Genomic DNA, 18,809 nt, shown 5'->3' on the forward strand with positions numbered 1-18,809 from the left:
CTCACGCTCCTTCAGACGAGAACGACGAATTAGTAGCACCTTCGAAATCTTCTAGTTCCTGCAGAACAATCGGATCGGCAGCGAGTCGATCCAGTAGTAGATGACGACGATCACGTGATACCGGTAGCAACAACAGAGGCTCTTCTGGCAGGATCTCAAGTAACGAATATTCGTCATATGAGACAGGGATGTCGTATCGCGCTTGATGAATCAAGACTGTGACGTGGGTCGGTTGCAGTTCGAGAAACGTTGCGAGTGTGAAAGCTTCCAGTCGTCTCATTTGTGGGTCATCCTTTCCTCATCCGAATGCTTATGCTGCTTTCGTTGGTCGATCCGTAATTTGACGGCCGTCTCCGCTGTCTCAAGGAACGAAGGACGATATTCGGTCGTCGGGATGATGTCCTCGATGCTTTCCGTCTGCATCAAGGCTTGCACTAGTTCAATCAATACCTGTGTTTGAAGGTCTGTCTGTTGGACGCTCTTTCGTAACGGAAAGAGACTTTTTGTGATTTGTTCATCCCAGAACGTGGTCAACTCTTGTTCAATCTGTTTTGATACGGAACGATTGATATAGTTCAAATCCCATTGCTTCTTGATCATCTCTTGATAGTCGCGGATGATGTGATCGATTGCCGGACCAATCCCGGACAGTCGTTCTCGCTCACGATACTCCTCTAAAAATTCAGCGGTCACGGCACTCATTCGGACTCGGACTTGCTTCGTCTCTTCCATTCCGGTTCACCTTACCTTTCGTGTTGGACTTCCTGCTCGAGTTGTTCAAAAGCACGCTGATTCTTGATGTGGTCCCATTCATCGCTCATGTGTCGTCCGATTTGATAGAGTGTCTCTTGCATGATTCGTTCACGTCGAAATGCCGATTGGATTCTTTGTTTGGGTGAGGATGCAGCTTTCTTCGCAAGCTTCTGAGGTGGCTTGGACGACTCACGCATCTCGGACAGGACGGCATTTCCCATCCGTGTGTAGAGATCCTGTTCTTTCGTCTTGCGATAAGCCGATGCTTGGGATGCCGATCCATAACTCTGCTCGTAGAATGCGACCTCGGTATCGAGTTGTTGTTTAAACTCGCTGTGCTCTTTCTCGAAGTAGGTCGCAAGATACGTGTCAGTAAATTGATTGAGTGAAGGACGCAGTTCGTGCATGCCGTTCATGTTGTAATACCACTGCCGCTTGTCGTCCGGTAATTGTTTCTGAATCGTTTTGTACTGCCGAACGAGTTCCGGATGCAGGATTCGATTCGAAGCGGACGTCGTCGAACGATTTCGTTTGTGGGCTAGGACTTCTTCCCGGATGAAGGTATTCAGTTTCTCTTGTTCACGTGTCCGGTCGGCAAGCGTATGGACGACTTGCGCCTTCATCGTTTCGATTGTTTTTGGTTTCCGTTTACCGCGTTCGCGTGGATGTATCGTCTCGACTGTCGCGACATGGACGTGGATGTTATCCGTGTTGTAATGAATCGCAGCAGTCCATGTCGCGTGCAGCATCTGTTCCTTTTCGATCATCAAATTGGTGGCATTCCTTGTCGCCTGCATCAAACGTTGCTCATCGATGTAGTGATTTTCTTTCACACCGACTTCTTGTAACCAGGTTTCGTCGAATGAGATGACGTCCTGCCACAGGATGCTGCCATTCTCTTGTGCCCGTCTGAAGATTTCACGTAGTTGTTCTCGTTCGGTCGCGTTCAATCGGTCTTGCGTCGCCGTGAACAGACCGCTCGATTTCAGTTCATCTTCCATATAGTCGTTGTAGTTCTCAAACTGTTGCGCTCGTGCTTTCGTATCCGGTCGATCGATGTAACTGAGGTACGTCGTATAACGACGCGCACGCCGGGTTGCTTGAGGGAGTTTGAACTTCGACTTGATGATGACACCAGGAACGTTAGTCATCTTGCATCACCTCACGGAAAAGCCTGGTCATTTCTTCGAGTTCGGTTGCACTCCGCTTTAGGTGTAACGTGTTCGCTTCGAGCTGTCGTTCGAGACGCGCAATCTGTGTCGATTGGACACCGTCCGCGCACCAGCTGGTCAACAATCCTTTTAATAATTCTTGTCGGGAACACGACTGTTTCTCGGCTTGTTCGTCGAGTTGTTTGACGAATAGGGGGTCGATGTCGCGAATCAAGAGGTCCATCCATATTCCTCCTTCCTTTAGGAAAATTAATCTCCGTGCTCTAAAAATAAAAAGATTTTCGAACAATTACTTCGTCCCTCCTGTCATTAGAAGTGAGAAAGGTGATATCACTTAGACAAGGAACGGAGGAATCAACATGCAGTCGATCATCGAAAACAGTTATGCCCTTGGAGAAGCCGTGAGCGTCTCCTTGATCGTTGAAATTATGAAACATATCTGCTCGAAGATGCAGCATCATGAGATGAAAAGGTTCGAAAAAAGTGACGTAACAGAATCGAGTTAAGCGCTGATGAAGATCGATGAAATTAATAAATATGCGTTGAGTTTTTAAAAGCTTAAAAACCACAAACGGTTCAAAATCGTGAAAAAAGAGCATAAGGGGAAAATGCTATCACTCAGCGTGCTAGCCTAGGCAGAGCCTAGTGTTTCCCTGATATCATCAAAATCGCGAAAAGGTCACACCCTGTGCCACTAAAAATGGCATTTTGGCACGGTGTGTGCCACCTTACCATTTCAGTTCACGTGCTTTAATGCGCAACTGATCTTGTCGTTTCTCTTCTTGGCTGAGTTGTTTTTTCAGTTCCGTTTGTCGTAGAAGTGCTTCTTCTTTGTCCTGCTTCAGATTGAAGATTTCATCCTCACGTTCGACTGCTTCGTCGAGTGTCAGGTCAGGTAACGTGGCTTGTTTCGACTCGATGTCCTGTTCAATCTGTTGAATGAGCGAAGTTTGTTCTATCTGTTCGTGCTTGATTGTTTCGATCTTTTTTTGACTTTGTGTGTGTTCGTCAGTGAGAAAAAGTTGCGCATAATCGTCCGCTTGTTGAGTAGGCAGTGACTTATTTGAGACACGACGCTGATCCATATAGAGTGATTCGACCAGCGCATCTTCTCGCTTCGTAGCACTCAGCTTCTCGAGTGACTGTTGAGGCTTAATGACATATAAACGGAGTGCTAGCTGATCAAAGTCGCGCGGTACATTTTCGATTTCGAATACGTAGTGCTCGTCCTGGTGATAAACGACTCGAACGCGCTGCTCATCCGTCGGTCGTTCCTTGTAAGCGATGCGAGTGACAAGTTTTGTCGCGTAGTCTTGGGGTTGATCGAACTGGAGGCGGACACGCATCTGTTTCCGTTGCGCGTCATGAGACCAGTCGAGAAGCATGACATTCTGTCCATTCGTCAACCGTTTTTCTTCACCGATTGGCGTCGCATTGATCGGTTGTTCTTCGGCAAAGAAGAGGGAGGAGAAACCAAAAAACAGAAAACCAATCAAGAAGAATAGGCCTGTTCCGAGATACAATCGCGACCAGTCACGGGTCAACGTCTTTCGCTTTCCTGGATGCATTTAGACACCTCCTGACGTGTGAAGACTCTTCATCTGATCGACGATGTAACGTCCGTCATGATGTGTAAAAGTCAGTTCAACCAGCTCATCCGACGTCTCTTCGTAACCGTTGGCATCAATCGTCAAGGTCCGTTGGAAGCGGACGAGGCAATGCTCCGGATCGTCATGGTTCGGAAAGACTTCGATGTCCGAGACGGAGGCGGTGAACTTGCCATCACTTCCGCTACTCGCGAATAACGTCCGTTTGATGGACTCCGACATATACTGGGCGGCTTGTCGTTTGCGCGTGGGGTAGGTCCCGTCTTCCCATGTGAAAGCAAACGTGATGAAGCGTTCCGTGCTCTTAGAGATGGTCGAATCGTGCTCTTGCTCCTGTACGTCAGTGGGAACAGGAGAGTCCATCGTGGTCGTCTCTGGTTGCGAATCTTTTCTGTTTTTCTCTGTTGTCATGTGCGGTCTCTCTGATGCCGACGAACGGTATTGATAGACGTTGGCACTGACAGACAGTAACAGACAGAACAGCACGAGTCCTAAAAGATGACGACTCGTCAATGCCATGTTGCATCCCTCCTTATAGAGAAAAGAGTGGTGCCGGATCAATGTGTCCGGACCAATCACTCGTCTTGAATTCGATGTGCAGATGATTCCCGGTCGAACGTCCAGTCGAACCGCACATCCCGATTGCTTGTCCGGCTTCAATCTTCTGACCCGCCTTGACTTGGCGTGCGGAAAGGTGGGCGTAAGCGGTGATCCATTCCCCTTGTTTGATCTGAATGAGTTGTCCGTAAGGTCCGCGTAAGCCGCTATAGGTGACGGTACCGGAGCGGACGGCGTGGACGGTATCCGTATTGTGGCAACTAAAATCGATGCCTGTATGAACGTCCGTCTTTCCGAAAACAATCCGTGATCCGAATCCCGACGTCATCTGTAAAGAGATGTCGAGGGGCGCATGTAGTTTCCCTTTGATGGGTCCCGTCTTGCCTTCCGCCAGTACCGTCGGCGTCAGATAACGAAGGACGGCATCGACATATTCGATGTCACCATAACAGGCTTGATGCTCGATCGCGCTCGGACGATGGCACTGATAGATGCCACTCTTCTTGACGCGTTGGTACATCATCTGTGAAAAGGAGATTGCGAGTTGTTTCGTATATCGTCCACCGTTTTCTTGGACGTAATCAATGAAGCCACCCCCGAAGTTGTAACTCTGTAGCGTCAACTTGACGTCTTGGTTCGCTTGTTGGAAGACCGACGCAAAGTGTTTCACGCCGTAGCGAATGCTCTCATCGGGAGAGGTGATGCAGCCGATCCGTCCGCACTTCGATTCACTGGATTGCATCGGATCATTTCCACGTCCGCCGCTTTCCTGCATCATCAAGGCGAGTACGACGTTCGTCTGCCCCTCTAGTTGTTGCTTCTTTAATTCGCGTGCGATCGCCTTGCGATATTGCAGGACGTCATCACTGACTTGCAGACTCGCGTCCGAATAAGCAATCGGTGTCTCGGTCGCCTGATCGTTCTCGACCCCAGTCAACGTATCGAGAATGCCTGCGACGATGATGATCAGAAGCAACAATAGTAGCGCGATACCAAGCGCAATCAAACGATATTTCAAGGTCAAGAGTCGCCACTTCATCCGGACGGCGACGCGTGCCGATTGCCGGACCGTACTCCACATCAGGCACCACCTCCGAACAAGGTCAGCTCTTCGGGTGAGACATCGACATCGAAGATCAGCGTCTTCACACCGGAGATACTAAGAACGATGCGTCCCGTCTCGAGCGATGGAATCAACCGCGTCTCACTCTCGGTCAACTGTCCATCGAAGACGGCCTGGATCGTCGGGATGCTCTCGGCATCCTGTTCGCCGATAAACTTATACTGCGTCAGCTGGAACAGGGTTTTGACGTTCTCCGCGTTCTCCGACTTCGAACCGGTCGGAACAAAGTCCGTAATCAAATGCGAAGCGAAGAAGATACCACCGAAATATTTACGTGCTTCGCGCATGAACTGTTGCAGGTATAGAATCGCCGGTTGGGCGATATCGCGTGTGTTGATTAGGTGATGCGCCTCATCGATGACAATCAGATACTTGAAGGCATCCTCGATCAACAGTTCACCCTGGTTATAGCTGCGGAGTTGTCCGGCACCGTTGAGGATCATCCCGTCCCAGAGCATGTTCATCAGGTTGAAGACCTGTGCCTGAAAGATTTCGTCCTTTAAGTTCGTCAGGTTGCGTAGTGGAAACGAAACGATCGCTTCCTCATCGAACCGCTCAATCGAAGAATGCCCGTCGAAGATATTGCCGTAGTTGTGGACGAGGTTCGTGATCGCGAGTTCGATGTTCTCGAGCCGTCTGACACGGTTTGTACTGATGCTCTCGCGGATCGTCGTCCGCGCAGCATCGACATACAATTCGGAGCGGACAAGCGCTAAGAAGTCGGAGAAGACCGGATAGGCGTTCGCAGGATGCGTCGTGATTGGCGCGTCACCGTCCTCATTCCAAAGTCCCTTCTCAAGATAGAGCTGACGGAGCAGAATCTCGAACTCGTTTGCCTCTTCTTGCGTCGCTGCCGGATTGATGTAGTGATAGAAGACAGCGATTTTCGATAGGTGTTGCATGAATGAGAGAGCTTCGTCCGCAGAACCGTCGGCGTGCGTCACCGTCTTATAGACATGGAGCGGATTGATCCGTCCGGCCGAACCGTCGAGCGCAATCTCTTTACCACCCAGTTGTCGTACGAGGTCGGAGAACTCACCGGTCACGTCCAAGATGCGGACGTGATTGCCTTTAATCGCTTGGTCGAGGACGGTCTTCTTGAGCAGCGTTGACTTCCCGGAGCCCATCTTCCCGATCATCAACGCGTTGTAGAACTTCCGTTGTTTATCTTTATGGAACAGATCGAAGATGACACTACCATTTGTATCCGTCGTCCCGTAGTACGTCCCGGTCGGATCCTGCAACGATGTGAAGTGAAATGGATAACCACCCGCGATTGAGAGCGACGGAATCTCTTTTCCCCGACGACGGTTCGGCAATTTTTGCTGTTGTTCGTAGCTGAGGAAGAGACTCTGCCATTCCCATTCCTGTTCGTTCAGAAAGACGGTTGCGCGAAAGTTCCGTGCTTCAAGTTCTTCCATCACGTCCTGTACCTGGCGTTCGAGTACGTCGAGTGTCTTCGCTTTGACGTAGAGTCGGAGGTGCAGATACTTCATCGTCTCGCCCTGCGTGATCTGTTCGTAGAGTTCGTTCAGTTCCTTATACGTCGCGCGCGCATCAATCCGGTCGACATTATCTTTCGCATTCTCGAAGCGCGTATTCTGCTCGGCCATCGACTTGTTGATTGTCCGGATCATCTCTCGCTTGTCCGCCGTCCCGATATCGAGCGTCGTTAGGACACCGGGGAGGTTGAGGATTGGTTCGAGCCAAAAGTCATAGACGGTCGACTGGTATTTGTAAACATGGAGGCAGGCGAGATAACCGTCACCGGTCCGGACATAGTTCGGTTCGAAGCGGAGTCCGCCTTGCGGCTGGATCGCTTGGACGAATGTTGGATTGTAGCCGTCCAGTTGTTTAATCGTCTCGGAATCTTGCTTCCGTAGAAAACGCGTACGCCACATGACGTCATCACTCCTTTCCGTCCTGGGTCGGTTTCGTATTCGGATTGTGCAATTGGAACAACACATGGATTTTCTGCTCGATCGTCAGTTCGACCATCGGGTTGCTGCGTCGGAGGAGTTTCGTCAATTGATGCTTTCGTTCCCGAAGCATTGCCTCGTCAGGAGCATAAAAAAAGAGGAGATAATCGCGATTCGTGCGATGCTCCTCGAGGTAGATCAGTTCTTGTTTCTTCTTTTGAAGAAACGGACGATAGGCGGCAATCTGATTCTGTCGTAGCTGTCGTTCGATCCGTTGTTTTTGTTTTTCTAGATTAAGTGGTGTATTGAGCGGAATGACCTTCAATGGATGGACATACGCCTGTAAGAGATAGGCGAGGGAGAAGATATCATGGTCCTTCTCCGTCTCAGATAGTCCGTAAATATCTTTTGAAGTCAGTTGAATGATGTCGCAAAACGTCCCATCCTGCATCTCGAAAACATCGAGAGCTGTGGAGTCGACGATTGGCAAGAGGGAGGCGACAGACGGTGGGATCCGGACGCGCTTCTCCTTGCTTGCTTTCGGTGTCGTCAACTGGACCTCGTCGAGCCAAGTGATATCGGTCGTAGCACTCGTCTTCAATCGTGTGTCTTCTGATAAACTCATCTGATCACGCTCCTTTCGAAGATTCATTCCGGTCGGCCAACGCGATATAGGTGTCTTTCTTCTTGATCAGTGCGTAATAGAGCACGTGGACCATCCGCTTTTCCGGATTCGTCGTCGGTCGAATGACAAGGAAAAGTCCGAACCCGACGAGGAAACACGTGAACGGTAGATGCAAGACGTCCGGGATAAATGGAAGAGCGATCAACCGGGCGATGATCAAAGCGACGAGAAATAGTAAATCATAGAGGTAGAGCATCTTGTTGATCTTGAGTTCGGTCGTGACTTCGTTCGGAATCCGGTATTGGCGCTGTTGCATGGTCTCACTCCTTTTTCGGGTCTAGACGCGGAACTTCCGTCGAGTACATCCGGGATGATTCCTGCGTCACGCGCGTCTGGGTTTGTTCAACATGTTTGAGTTCTTTTTGCGTTGTGGTCTCCAGTGTCTGATAGATCGACTTTCGCTGACGCTGCGTTCCGGATGACGTCTCCTGAGACGATTCACTGATGGATGGTGAGCCACTGGAAGAGCTAGACAAGGTGACCCTCGGAGACACATTTTCTGTTGTTTCCACAGAATGAGCAGACGCGCTAGTAGTCGTTTTGTCGAACGGTGTCGAATCCGCTGAAGAAGTAACAGGCTTACGATTTACTTCGGAAGTCTGTGGAGACTGTGATACTGGTTGTGAGGAGACAGACATTTCGGGTGACTTGAATGTATCAGTTGAGTTGGCATTTCTTTCATTCGTCGGTGAATCGGGAATCTTTGGTTGCGTAGCAGGTATTGTCGATTGAGAAGTCGATGGAAGCACAGGTGGTGATTGTGCGACAGAGTCCGGACGATGTGGAACAGATTCGGGTGATGCTGCTAAAGTCTGAGCCTCTTGTGCCGTACTATGCATTGGCATCTCAACTGACTCGATTTGTTGGTTCTCTGGTCCTGCTGGACGAGATATCCGCTCTTGTGCTTGTGATGGAATCGGAGCACTCTCAGACGAACGATCTGGACGACTCGCGGGTGTACCGCCATTCGGTGGCGGATTCGGTGGCAACTTCGTACTTGCTGCTTCCGAGACAGAAGGAGTGGCAGGGCGTGATGTCATCTTCATCGTCTGACCGGCGACACGAGCGCTCACTTTCGCGGTTCCTTTCCCGACGGCATACGCACCGAGTGCAACACCCCAACCACGCTTCAGACCGGCATCAATCCCGAAGAGACGTTCGACCATGTTTGGTCCATCAATCAAAGCGGCAGAGAAGGCAATCAACGCAATCAAATAGGCGAGTCCGTCCAGTGTATCGGCCAGGTATGCCGTTCCAATCGTATAGAGTTTAATCGAAACGAAGATCAGAATAATGACGAGAAAGGTGTTTAAGATGCTTTGAATGACCTTCTTCGTCTTTTGTCCGCTGTGTAAATCAGCGGGTGCCACTAAAATCGCCAAGACATAATTAAAAGCCAACTCGAACGAGAGTCGAGCCAGCTTGTAGGCAATCGAGAAGAGGGTGAAGCCCATCACCCCGAGCGTGACGAGGATTGTCAGCCAGTTCGGATGATAGCGATAATAGTACTGGTTGTTCCATTCAACACCGCTCTGATCTAACTCGGTTTCGGTCATTTCTTTCCCATTCCAAGCAAGCTTGTTCTGAGAAATATCTTCACCTTCTTTACTCAATCGATACTCATCGCTATCAAATACATCATTGATGTCTATATTCTTGATTTGGCTTGCTGGAACAGAGTTTGGATTTTTAATTTTTTTATCTTTGAAAGCAGTTTTATCGTATTCAACTAAATCATGTACATTTTTTTGGAGCACTGATTGCGATAAAGTATGATCCTGATTTTCATATACTCCATCTTGATTGATGCTTTTTATGGCTTTGTCTGTGAATTCATTTGTCTTTATCATTGTCGGAGATAATAACCCTAAAACTAACAAAGTGATGAACAGATTAATGAGAAACCCTTCTCGATCAAATTTTTTCTGAAAAATCATCAAGTAACCGGTAAATAAAAAGCTCCCAGCTAAAATGACATATAAAAAAGGTTGAATCGTCTGAACGAATTCAACCACTTGAGGATTATTAAAGAATGATTTTATGAGGAGGATGTCATTTGTAATCTGTTCAAGACCATCGATGATGAAGGAGAGACCTCTAACGAAAAGCCAACCAATAGAACGAAGCGCATCTCTCACCAAATCACTGATGCTCAGTAAGTCTTGAAATTCCTCCAGTTTGGATGCTATATCTCCATTAGCCATGATGGTCCTCCCTTCTCTGTCTGCTTTTAGTCAATAAAAGAGGTTACTTCATCTTCGAGTGCCTTGTCATCTAACGCAGTGAGATCGAGAGAACTAACTAATTTACCATGTTCTAGTTTGTACAGACGACCACCCTTTAATTCTCCATGTTCATCTGTAGCACGGTCTTCTAAATCTTTCCCGTTAGGTTGAAAAGGATTAAATAATTTTACTTGTATGTCCTCTTTCTCAGCGATGTCCTTCACTTTATCTACATAAGGCTCAAATTCTGCTTTACTGTCGCTATCAACAAGTAAGAAATTACTTTGATCACTATCTTTTAGTTGATCAATTTCTTTTACAGAAACTTGTTTAAGAGACTTTGCTTCACTATTTTCACTACAACCGACTAAAAGTAACGCAGAGGAAATCAATAGTCCGGAGAGTACTCGTTTCGCTTGCATGCCTCCACCCCTTTTCCTATGATGACACCTGTTCCGGATCCGTTAAATCGCCATTACTGACGTGGACCCGAAAATCGAATGTGTCTATAAGCGTAACAGTTTTTCGGTCGCCTGAGTCTGGGTCTTCTTCCTCAAATACGACGAGAAAGCCGTCCTGGGTCTGGATATTCAATACTTCACCGCGACGGAGACGCTTTTTGTTCTCCTTGATGATGGTCGCGATGACGCGGAGTTCACGCTGGACGCGCTCCGTGCGTGTCAGTTCTGTCATATGATGCCCTCCTTAGACGCCATGACGGAGTTTTTCGAGTCGTTTACTGATAATTGTCTTCAAAAAGTGACGCTGGTTGTCCGTCACAGGAATCGTCTTATCTAAAATTCCTTGCTCGAACACTGTGATGGATAGCGTATCGTATTCTGTCGTTTCAAAAATGGATCGTAGAATTTTCGGTTGCAGGACATCACAAACGCGCCATTCTGTTGCGTCAAGTGTCTCCTCATCCGTCTCCACCGTTTTCGAAGCAACTGAGGCGCCGAGATGGAAGGGGACACGAAGCGTATTCAGGTCGAGATGCGCATGTGCGCAGGGAATGACGAGATCGTTGATGGAACGGTCCGTGTTGAAGTCATCCGTCAAGTATTCATAGCGGTATTTCATTGCCGTCCGTCCGGTCAGGAAGAGGGGATAGGACTGGATCCGTTTCTTTTGCTTGTCTTGTCGTTTGATGACCCGAATGATCAGCATCTCGCCTTCCTTCAGTCCCATCACTTCGGTTGCTGTCAACAAGCGCCGGCCATCGACACTCTCCGTCTTCGACTTCGAAAGTGAGAAGGTCTGTCCGGAACGAGACTTCGTGACGATCGTCTGCTCCCCGAGTTTCTTCGAAATCAATTCTGCCGTCGACTCATCCGCTGTCAATAGGTAGTGCGTATTCCCGCAGTTCCCGTCGATGGTCTTCCAATCCTCTCCGTAAAGATTCTCGAGTTGCGCGTAGGACTGGATGACGAGGTTGAAACGAATGTTCCGACCGAGACAGACGGTGATGATGTTCGCCATCCCTTCGATTGCTGGCATATTTCCGAATTCGTCGAGCAAGAAGATGACTTGCCGTTCACAACGTCCACTCGTCGATTGTGAGGCGACACGGGCTAGCGATGTATAGACTTGTTTGACGTACAGTGAAGCGATGACGTTCAACGTCGGATCATAGTCCGGAACGATCAGGAAAACGGCAACGGGGCGCGGGTGCTGACGAATCTCTCGGATGTCGATCGGGGCATCCGTCGTCCAGTCGAAGATCCCGTCTGCCTCGTCCGTCCAACCCGTAAGTGTCACGGTGTAACGTTGTCTCTCACTCTCTACGATGATAGTGGCATCAACTTCGAGGATCTCTTCGTGATGGAGTACGAAACTCCCATCGTCGTCGGTCGTCAAGGCGAGCTGCTTCCCACTTGGAAAGTAGAACGTCAACCGGGACAAGGGAAGCGCACGTCCTCGGATCCAACGGTTGAAGCCGATCAGTTTCATATCAAGGGAGTTCTGTGCCGTCAAACGTGCCGTCGCATCAAGAGTAAAGATCCCGAGCTTGGCATTCGTATTGGCGAGGATACTCGCGCGCGTCTGCCCCCCGGAGAAATGAAGCGTCGCATACTGCATACGTGCTGGATGATTCTCCGGGAACGACGCGAAAAAGGCGTCGAGTGCCGATTGTTCCTGTTCCATTCCATCAGTGACCGTGCGTGAGCCGAGATCGGATAGCATCAAGGCGACGTTATACATCGTGATCTTCTCCGGTTCGTGTTTGGATTGTTCGCATAACCCGAGAATCAAGGCGGTGCAGAGATCCGTTGAGGAGTTACTCCAGAACGGATCCTTCGCCTTCGGGTCATGGTAAAGCATGTAGGCAACCGAACGGGCATATTGCTGAGCGAGGGAGTAGTTCTCGTCCAGATACGCGTCGATCGTCAGCTGCAACAGGTTATAGGACATCGATTGCGACGGATTCATCAGATTCAGCACTTCGACCTGATAGCCGCGTGCTTCGAGTGTCTCTTTGGAGGCAGCGAAGAGTTCACCTTTTGGATCATTGATGATCAGGCTCGCTTGGCGTTCAGCACGACTGTAGAGGTCGATCGTCGAGAAGACGAACGTCTCACCCTTACCCGATCGGGTCGTCCCGATGACGAGATTATTGACGGCACTGTCATCGATGTAGAGACGATCGCGATAACGGCCGACCGGAACACCACCGGAGCCACTGTATGTCTCTTTACGATCCGGCACATCCCGATACTGTTGCTTCAGTTCTTGGAACGTCGTGAAGCGGGCACTGCCTTTTTGAGCTGCTTTGAGATCGCGGAAGTTGAGCCAATACTTCAATAAGAGAAAACCACCAAGCAGGAAACAGACACCAAACAGCGCGAAAGCGACGGAGGTCGACCAGGCGAGCGTTGTCCACCAACTCGGATCGTATTGAAGTGGGGAACCGGTCGTCAACTTTCCGTCCTGAAAGAGATTTTGGATGGTCTGTTGCAGGAACTGAAACACGACATTGAGTACTAAGAACAACACAGCTGGTAAAGCTAACAAAAAGGTAAGACATCGCCACAGCCAAGCGGATGTAGCGAGGGAACGAAGTGAAAAGTTCATCATTATTTCAGTCACCACACTTTCATTAAAGAAGAGAGGAGGCATGTCTTTGCTTCGCTTCGAGCGACTCGTTGAGCTTCTCCAGCTCTTTTTTATCTGTCTTCTCGGATAACTGTCGTTTTTGATCTTCGAGTGCTTGAATCTCTTCATCTAACTGGACGAGTGTTGCCACTTGCTGTTTTAATTCTTCGTTTTGGACCAGCTGGACGCTTTCTTGTGCCTTCGTCACATCTTTTAAACCGATGTAGGCACGTGTCTTTTCCTCCTTGCGCGCGGTCGTCATCTCGACATCCGGGATGGAGACCGCACGTTTATAGTCTTTCTTGAGGATGGCGAGATCGAAAGCCCCTTCATCCGTCGGGTGGACCGCGTGGAACGCTTGCAGTGTCTCTTGACGGTCTGTTGCAAATGGCTTCGACTGCATGATGATCGTCTCGACGTCGATCGGATCGTCCGTCACAGCAACCGCCTGATCGTAGTCTTGCTTTTCGACATACTGCGTGATGAGAAACTGTTGTTGTTCATTACTCAATGACTTTTGTTTTTCCAGACGTTGCATGAGCGGCTCCGTCTCTCCGGTCAACGCTGCTTCATAAAGCGGCCGCCAATCTGACGTTGCCGTTTGGACACCGCTCGGTGGATCCGGTTGTACCAGTTGGACAACGGATAGCGCACCGAGGAGCAACAGACTGACACCACTGACGCCATAGACAAGACGGCGCTGTCCGCGACGTAAACGGGAGACGTGTGTCGCGTCCGGATGTTGCTGAATCACTGAGGTCGTCATCGTCTTGTAGGATTCCGGTGTCAAACGTTCCAGATTCTCAAGTAATAGGATCTTCTTCGTCGCATCCTCCTTTCGGATCCGGATGCGTGGGATCCTTTCCTTCAGTTGCAAATAAAGATTCAGATAGGTCGGATCACCAAACTGAAACGTTCCTTTGTAGACGAGCTGGTCAATATCGTCGAAGATTCGGAACTCGCTCGCAAACCGTTCGTTCGCTTGCTGGGCTTCCTGATGGACTTGAGTTGATAATAAAAGCGCCTCCTCATACGGGAGACGCTCATAGTTCGGAAAGGCGTCTTTTGGCACATCCGTGAAACGGACGAAGAGCATACATTCTCCTCCTTTGAAGCGAGACATTGTAACGAAAGCAATAAAAAAAGCCATCCAGTTTGGAATGACGGTCTGTGCGATCACTTGTTCAATTAGAATTTGATGTTGTCGTTGACCATCTCCGCCAGCGTAAAGGCACCCATGACGATGATCAGACCGACGGCACCACCGACGAGCCAACCGACGGCTTTCGATCGTCCACGATCTCCTCCGAAGATAAAGTAGAAGCCACCAACTGCGAAGGCGATAGCTGCCGCTATGACAGCGAGTCCTTGAAAGAACTGGAGTAAGCTGAGTCCTGTCTCATTCAATCCCATCTGTTTTTCCTCCTCTCAATCCCGTGACGCGGATGTAGACGATGTGAAGTTCAGTTTTGAGTCGAGTGCCTCTAAAATCAGTTCTTGGTTCTCTTGGATGACGAGCTGATGCTGGGTGTCGAGCCATTCTTCATAGTCTTTTCCTTGGATCCGGAGTAACTTCTCGGCAAAGGTCTTGTTCTGCTTTTGTTCACGTGTAGGCATGGCGTACACTCCTTCCTTGAAGTCGATGCGCAGCAGCACATCCTTAAGGACAGTCGAAGTGAAGCAAGGGGGTGGGTTTATAGCACGTTCTCCCACGAACTCTGATGTCCGGTACCGGACATCTGTCTAGGGTTTTTCGCTGACCCTCAACGAATACGTGACCTGTGGGCGAGTTTTAGGCGACTCTCGCCAAACCATTTCTGCGTATATCCCGCTCACGCGGTCACTCGTGAGGGACACGCCGGTATGTGATTGGAAGGACTGTCCTTAGCGATATGCTGCTACAGTCATTATTTTTCTTGTCATTGAAGATGCTTATAAGTAAAACCATATAACTAAACGAACTACTGTTGGACGAGTCTACGACGTGAGACGTGAATTAATTCATCTTTTGGGTGCTTTCGTTTTGCGATGACTTGATTCTCTCCGACGACAGTACGGATACGGTAATAGAGTTGTGAGATTTCTCGCGTCTCTTTACTCTCTTGTTCGATGGCAATACGCCCATGCAACTGATAGGTCTTACCGTCAAACGTACGAACGGAATCCGCAAGTGTAAGTTCTGCTAGATCAAAACGTTCTTGCTTCAGCTGCGACCAATTCCGTTTCTTCTCCACCCTTAAGTCGAAATCATCCCAAGGGATAGATCCGAGCGTCTGTTCACAGGCTGTAGCAAGAATCTGAACATCTAGGATAGAAGGAAGTGAACGATTCCGCTCGTAGGCACTAATGGCTGCCTGAGAGATCTCTCCATACGTCTTTTCTGCTAACTCTACCTGACTCCAACCATGTTCTAAGCGTTCACGTCGTAACCACTCTCCGAATCGGTACATATACATGCTCCTTTCCTTCGAGAACTGTTGTATTACAATGTTTTCCTGGTGATAGTTAAAATATATCAGATTATTTCGTTAATTGAATAACTATTTTAATATGTCAAATATATTACAAACGTAAGATGATGATGGTTCTTTATATAGCAATCAGTTCAAGTAAGATCATAAGCAGAAATTAAGACTATGTATTCAAAATGTAAAAGAATCAAATTTGATTGTACGCATAAATCTATAAAAAAAGTATTTTAAATTCTAAAAATAAGAACTTAAAATACTAAAAATTTATTTGATTTTGTAATTAAACTATAATTTTTATACTTCACTGTATAGTAAAAATTATTAATGATACTTTAACTACTGTACCAATTGTTTAAAAAATCTGTTTCTTGGCTAGAAAATTTTGAAGTTGCAAAGCGTACTATTTCTCTCGGCTCTTTGATATAAAAATCGTAATCACTTATCAGAGTTAAAAGTATCAAATTGTTTAGTACCTTATTTAAAACAATTAAAGTATTTTCAAAGTCGACAGAAGTTTGAGTTTTGACTACTCCAAGCATGTCTTCGATATACTCTTCCGTACTTAAAAATTCTCTTTTAGTAGAATGTACATAGTCTGATAACATCCAGTAAAGATCTTTTTTTATAGAATTATCTACATAATTGTGTACTGTTCTTCTAAATAATTTTCTTTTTCGCTTATCAAAATTAATTGTAAATCCTGCAATCAATTCTTTCTTAATTTGATCAATATTTTGGCTGAATTTTTCGTCTGGATTTTTATTAAGTAGCTCAATAAAAATACCGCTACACAATGCTTCTAACGAAGATCTTAACAAAATATGAGTTGTCCGGTATCTACCTATAGAGATTTGCAATATGCATTCTATCAACATACTTATACATGCAGTGAAGAAATCTTTTGAATCCTCTAAGTACCATTCTTGTTTAAGATCAATCAAATGTTTAAAATAAAAAATTTTTTCATGACTTGGTTTTAGCAACTCTAATATCTCTTTATTTAAAGTAAGACCTTTCAAAGACTCTTGACTAAGAGCTTCTAATATTTTCTGAAAGTCATAGTCTCGTTGTTTATGAAGAGTATTGTGATGTCTCATTCTTAGTTATCGTTCCTGTCTTGATTACGAAGACGATTTTTGTACATTTCTTCAATCAATGATTTTTTTCTATTTATTTCAGAATTTACTTTTTTATTCTCGTTGTATTTTGTATTTTTTATTTCTATATTTTTTTTCTCTATATAATATACGTGTTTATTTATTATATTATCGAAGTTATCATCAGTTAGAGTTTCTAACAAGAAACGTTGTACTTTAGCTATAACTTGTGTTCGAGAAGCAAAAATGTAATCCTTAAAACTACTACTATTATTATCTCTAAATATATCTGTATACTCTTTTAAATCTTCATTCTTTTTAAAGAGTTCTTTAGAAAGAATTGTAGAACTGACTAAGCCAATAAACATTGCTTTTCTTTCAATCTTACTATTCCCTTTAAAACTTACTAAATCTGTTAGATTGGTAATTTCTTTAATCTTCATATAATAATCATCCTCAACTATGTATTATCTCTAACTGTAACATGTTTGGATTTTCACATCTTCTTATAATTTCACTTGTAATATCATTCATTCTTAACTGTAGCAGAGGAATATTGGTATGCTCTGAATAAACAGCTGATTTATGTGCAATTGATGGATAGAAAGGCAAAATAGGAGAGAATGGGATAACTTTAGATCTTAAGGATTCTTCTAACTCTTCACTAAAATGCCGTTCTACTATATTTTTTATTACATTTTGATCACGTGAAATTCCTTTTTGTGATCTACTTCTATTTGTTAAAGTGTAAATTAAACCTAAGCATAGTAAAGATTTATGTTCATCTAAAGCATAAACAAATTCTTCTATTTTCTGAGTGAGAATGTCTATTCCAATAGTTGAAAATTCATCAAGCTTAGTAGGGATTAAATAAAAGTCAGACATATCTAATGCTAATGTTGTGTATATACCCCAGGTTGGAGGGCAATCAAAAATAATATAATCAAAATCATTTTTGACTTGATATTGTCTAAAAAAGTTTTTTAATTTTATTGATGATGCACTATTTGCTTCAACTGTTAGCGCTAAATCACCTGGGAGTATTTTTAAATTATCTGTTAGAGAGTGTATGATGTTTGAATCTTCATTTGCTGTTGCTAAACGCCCTTCTCTACTGCGTGTTACACCATTCTGTCCAGACGATAAGATAGAACTAATTGTTTTACCTGAATCACGTAAACTAAAATAGGTGTCTAAATTCTTGTAAGTGTACATAAATAAAGATTGTGTTGAATTAAATTGAGGATCTAAATCGACTACAAGAACTTTTTTATTGTGAGTTTCACCTAATTCAATAGCTAAATTAATTGTGGTAGTTGTTTTGCCAACTCCACCTTTCATGTTTAAAATCGAAATACTTTTTGCACTCATTTCATTTCCTCCAATACTGATATAGTTCAATTAAGAATTATATTACAAAATTTAAGAATTCACCATTTTTAAAAACCATAAAAATACATAAAGAGTATTTTTTTAGTTTCCAGAATGAATTATCATCAAATAATTATAGATAAACCGAATGAGTTAATCTATAATAAAAGTAATTTATTGTAAAAAAGGAGGATGGTTAGAGTGTTCAATTTAAATAAATTAAATGAAAAAGTAGAATATGAAAAGTGGATTTTAGCAAAAGTTAGTAATTTAATTTCGTATCAAAAAAACATTAGGCCCTCCGTTATTGAGTTTGATAGTAAGGAAAAAACATATACTCATCATATTCAACTTAATGATTCAATGTCATATAATTCAGTAATTGATGTTTACAAAGACTTAAGCCCCTTACTATTTGTAAATTCTTACAAAACTATTGACATGTTTGTAGAATGGATATTGGACGGAAATAAAGTCAGTTATACATCAAACTTTGTAGATAAGGCAGAAAAATTTGATAGTCTCTTAAAAAAACGGACTGTTAAACTTCCTAATTCAATAAAAGAGAAAGAAATTTACCTAATTATATCATCCATTTATCACAATTTAAAAAATTATAGAAATAAGATAATTCATTCTAAATGGGGAGAAAATAAGCAAGGTAATCTTATTTTTACAAACACTAAAGGTCTTCTAACGGATCAGATTCTGACATTTAAAAGTATATTAATTCTT

23 protein-coding genes are annotated in these 18,809 nt (G+C 45.3%); 2 read left to right on the forward strand and 21 right to left on the reverse strand.

Features of this window, described 5'->3' with window-relative positions:
- Window position 1: 1 nt before the first annotated feature.
- Genes DVG79_RS15415 through DVG79_RS15430 form a run of 4 tightly spaced genes read right to left on the reverse strand, consistent with a single transcriptional unit; the run spans window position 2 to window position 2,148 of the window.
- Window positions 2-280, reverse strand: coding sequence for a hypothetical protein (locus tag DVG79_RS15415; protein ID WP_114597463.1), 279 nt, complete (start codon window positions 278-280; stop codon window positions 2-4).
- Complete coding sequence (locus tag DVG79_RS15420) at window positions 277-732, reverse strand: hypothetical protein (protein ID WP_114597464.1); 456 nt, start codon at window positions 730-732, stop codon at window positions 277-279. Before DVG79_RS15420 ends, DVG79_RS15415 begins: the two co-directional genes overlap by 4 nt.
- Window positions 733-743: 11 nt before the next feature.
- Entirely contained in the window at window positions 744-1,904 is a 1,161-nt protein-coding gene (gene mobP2, locus DVG79_RS15425; protein ID WP_114597465.1) for a MobP2 family relaxase, read from the reverse strand.
- A complete protein-coding gene (locus DVG79_RS15430; RefSeq protein WP_114597466.1) occupies window positions 1,897-2,148 on the reverse strand; it encodes a hypothetical protein in 252 nt (83 codons plus the stop codon). The genes mobP2 and DVG79_RS15430 overlap by 8 nt, the downstream gene beginning before the upstream one ends.
- Before the next feature lie 136 nt (window positions 2,149-2,284).
- On the opposite strand from DVG79_RS15430, the gene DVG79_RS16125 reads away from it, so the two are divergent.
- Complete coding sequence (locus tag DVG79_RS16125; RefSeq protein WP_158537546.1) at window positions 2,285-2,431, forward strand: hypothetical protein; 147 nt, start codon at window positions 2,285-2,287, stop codon at window positions 2,429-2,431.
- A 222-nt stretch (window positions 2,432-2,653) separates the two neighbouring features.
- Here DVG79_RS16125 and DVG79_RS15435 read toward each other — a convergent pair whose 3' ends face one another.
- From DVG79_RS15435 to DVG79_RS15510, 17 genes are all read right to left on the reverse strand, one after another.
- On the reverse strand, window positions 2,654-3,493 hold the full coding sequence (locus DVG79_RS15435; protein WP_114597467.1) for a hypothetical protein: 840 nt from the start codon (window positions 3,491-3,493) through the stop codon (window positions 2,654-2,656).
- Window positions 3,494-4,051, reverse strand: a complete 558-nt coding sequence (locus tag DVG79_RS15440; protein WP_114597468.1) for a hypothetical protein — start codon at window positions 4,049-4,051, stop codon at window positions 3,494-3,496.
- A 13-nt stretch (window positions 4,052-4,064) separates the two neighbouring features.
- On the reverse strand, window positions 4,065-5,171 hold the full coding sequence (locus tag DVG79_RS15445; RefSeq protein WP_114597469.1) for a lysozyme family protein: 1,107 nt from the start codon (window positions 5,169-5,171) through the stop codon (window positions 4,065-4,067).
- Window positions 5,171-7,114, reverse strand: coding sequence for a VirB4 family type IV secretion system protein (locus tag DVG79_RS15450; RefSeq protein WP_114597470.1), 1,944 nt, complete (start codon window positions 7,112-7,114; stop codon window positions 5,171-5,173). The genes DVG79_RS15445 and DVG79_RS15450 overlap by 1 nt, the downstream gene beginning before the upstream one ends.
- Window positions 7,115-7,121: 7 nt before the next feature.
- Window positions 7,122-7,757, reverse strand: coding sequence for a hypothetical protein (locus DVG79_RS15455; RefSeq protein ID WP_114597471.1), 636 nt, complete (start codon window positions 7,755-7,757; stop codon window positions 7,122-7,124).
- Window positions 7,758-7,761: 4 nt separating this feature from the next.
- Window positions 7,762-8,073 carry a DUF5592 family protein gene (locus tag DVG79_RS15460; protein WP_114597472.1) on the reverse strand — a complete coding sequence of 104 codons (312 nt, stop codon included), beginning with the start codon at window positions 8,071-8,073 and terminating at the stop codon, window positions 7,762-7,764.
- Between the two features lie 4 nt (window positions 8,074-8,077).
- Window positions 8,078-10,021: a pLS20_p028 family conjugation system transmembrane protein gene (locus DVG79_RS15465; protein ID WP_114597473.1), complete on the reverse strand. Its 1,944-nt coding sequence runs from the start codon at window positions 10,019-10,021 to the stop codon at window positions 8,078-8,080.
- A gap of 26 nt (window positions 10,022-10,047) precedes the next feature.
- The gene (locus tag DVG79_RS15470) at window positions 10,048-10,464 is read right to left on the reverse strand and encodes a hypothetical protein (protein WP_114597474.1); all 417 of its coding nucleotides are present in this window, start codon (window positions 10,462-10,464) and stop codon (window positions 10,048-10,050) included.
- A gap of 16 nt (window positions 10,465-10,480) precedes the next feature.
- Complete coding sequence (locus DVG79_RS15475) at window positions 10,481-10,735, reverse strand: hypothetical protein (protein ID WP_114597475.1); 255 nt, start codon at window positions 10,733-10,735, stop codon at window positions 10,481-10,483.
- Window positions 10,736-10,747: 12 nt separating this feature from the next.
- Complete coding sequence (locus DVG79_RS15480; protein ID WP_158537547.1) at window positions 10,748-13,117, reverse strand: VirD4-like conjugal transfer protein, CD1115 family; 2,370 nt, start codon at window positions 13,115-13,117, stop codon at window positions 10,748-10,750.
- A 22-nt stretch (window positions 13,118-13,139) separates the two neighbouring features.
- The gene (locus tag DVG79_RS16130; protein WP_158537548.1) at window positions 13,140-14,231 is read right to left on the reverse strand and encodes a hypothetical protein; all 1,092 of its coding nucleotides are present in this window, start codon (window positions 14,229-14,231) and stop codon (window positions 13,140-13,142) included.
- A 92-nt stretch (window positions 14,232-14,323) separates the two neighbouring features.
- Window positions 14,324-14,548 (reverse strand): hypothetical protein, encoded by a 225-nt coding sequence (locus tag DVG79_RS15485; RefSeq protein ID WP_050678812.1) that lies wholly within the window; start codon window positions 14,546-14,548, stop codon window positions 14,324-14,326.
- Between the two features lie 15 nt (window positions 14,549-14,563).
- Window positions 14,564-14,752, reverse strand: coding sequence for a hypothetical protein (locus tag DVG79_RS15490; protein ID WP_114597477.1), 189 nt, complete (start codon window positions 14,750-14,752; stop codon window positions 14,564-14,566).
- A 344-nt stretch (window positions 14,753-15,096) separates the two neighbouring features.
- Window positions 15,097-15,585 carry a helix-turn-helix transcriptional regulator gene (locus tag DVG79_RS15495; RefSeq protein ID WP_158537549.1) on the reverse strand — a complete coding sequence of 163 codons (489 nt, stop codon included), beginning with the start codon at window positions 15,583-15,585 and terminating at the stop codon, window positions 15,097-15,099.
- Window positions 15,586-15,938: 353 nt separating this feature from the next.
- A complete protein-coding gene (locus DVG79_RS15500; RefSeq protein ID WP_114597479.1) occupies window positions 15,939-16,703 on the reverse strand; it encodes a hypothetical protein in 765 nt (254 codons plus the stop codon).
- A 2-nt stretch (window positions 16,704-16,705) separates the two neighbouring features.
- A complete protein-coding gene (locus DVG79_RS15505) occupies window positions 16,706-17,146 on the reverse strand; it encodes a hypothetical protein (protein ID WP_114597480.1) in 441 nt (146 codons plus the stop codon).
- A gap of 13 nt (window positions 17,147-17,159) precedes the next feature.
- Window positions 17,160-18,074, reverse strand: a complete 915-nt coding sequence (locus tag DVG79_RS15510; protein WP_114597481.1) for a ParA family protein — start codon at window positions 18,072-18,074, stop codon at window positions 17,160-17,162.
- A 201-nt stretch (window positions 18,075-18,275) separates the two neighbouring features.
- On the opposite strand from DVG79_RS15510, the gene DVG79_RS15515 reads away from it, so the two are divergent.
- Window positions 18,276-18,809 (forward strand): hypothetical protein (locus DVG79_RS15515; protein WP_147269825.1); only part of this gene is annotated, 534 nt, incomplete at its 3' end.

Origin of the sequence: Exiguobacterium sp. RIT594 (genome assembly GCF_003339585.1) — a bacterium.
GTDB lineage: Bacteria > Bacillota > Bacilli > Exiguobacteriales > Exiguobacteriaceae > Exiguobacterium_A.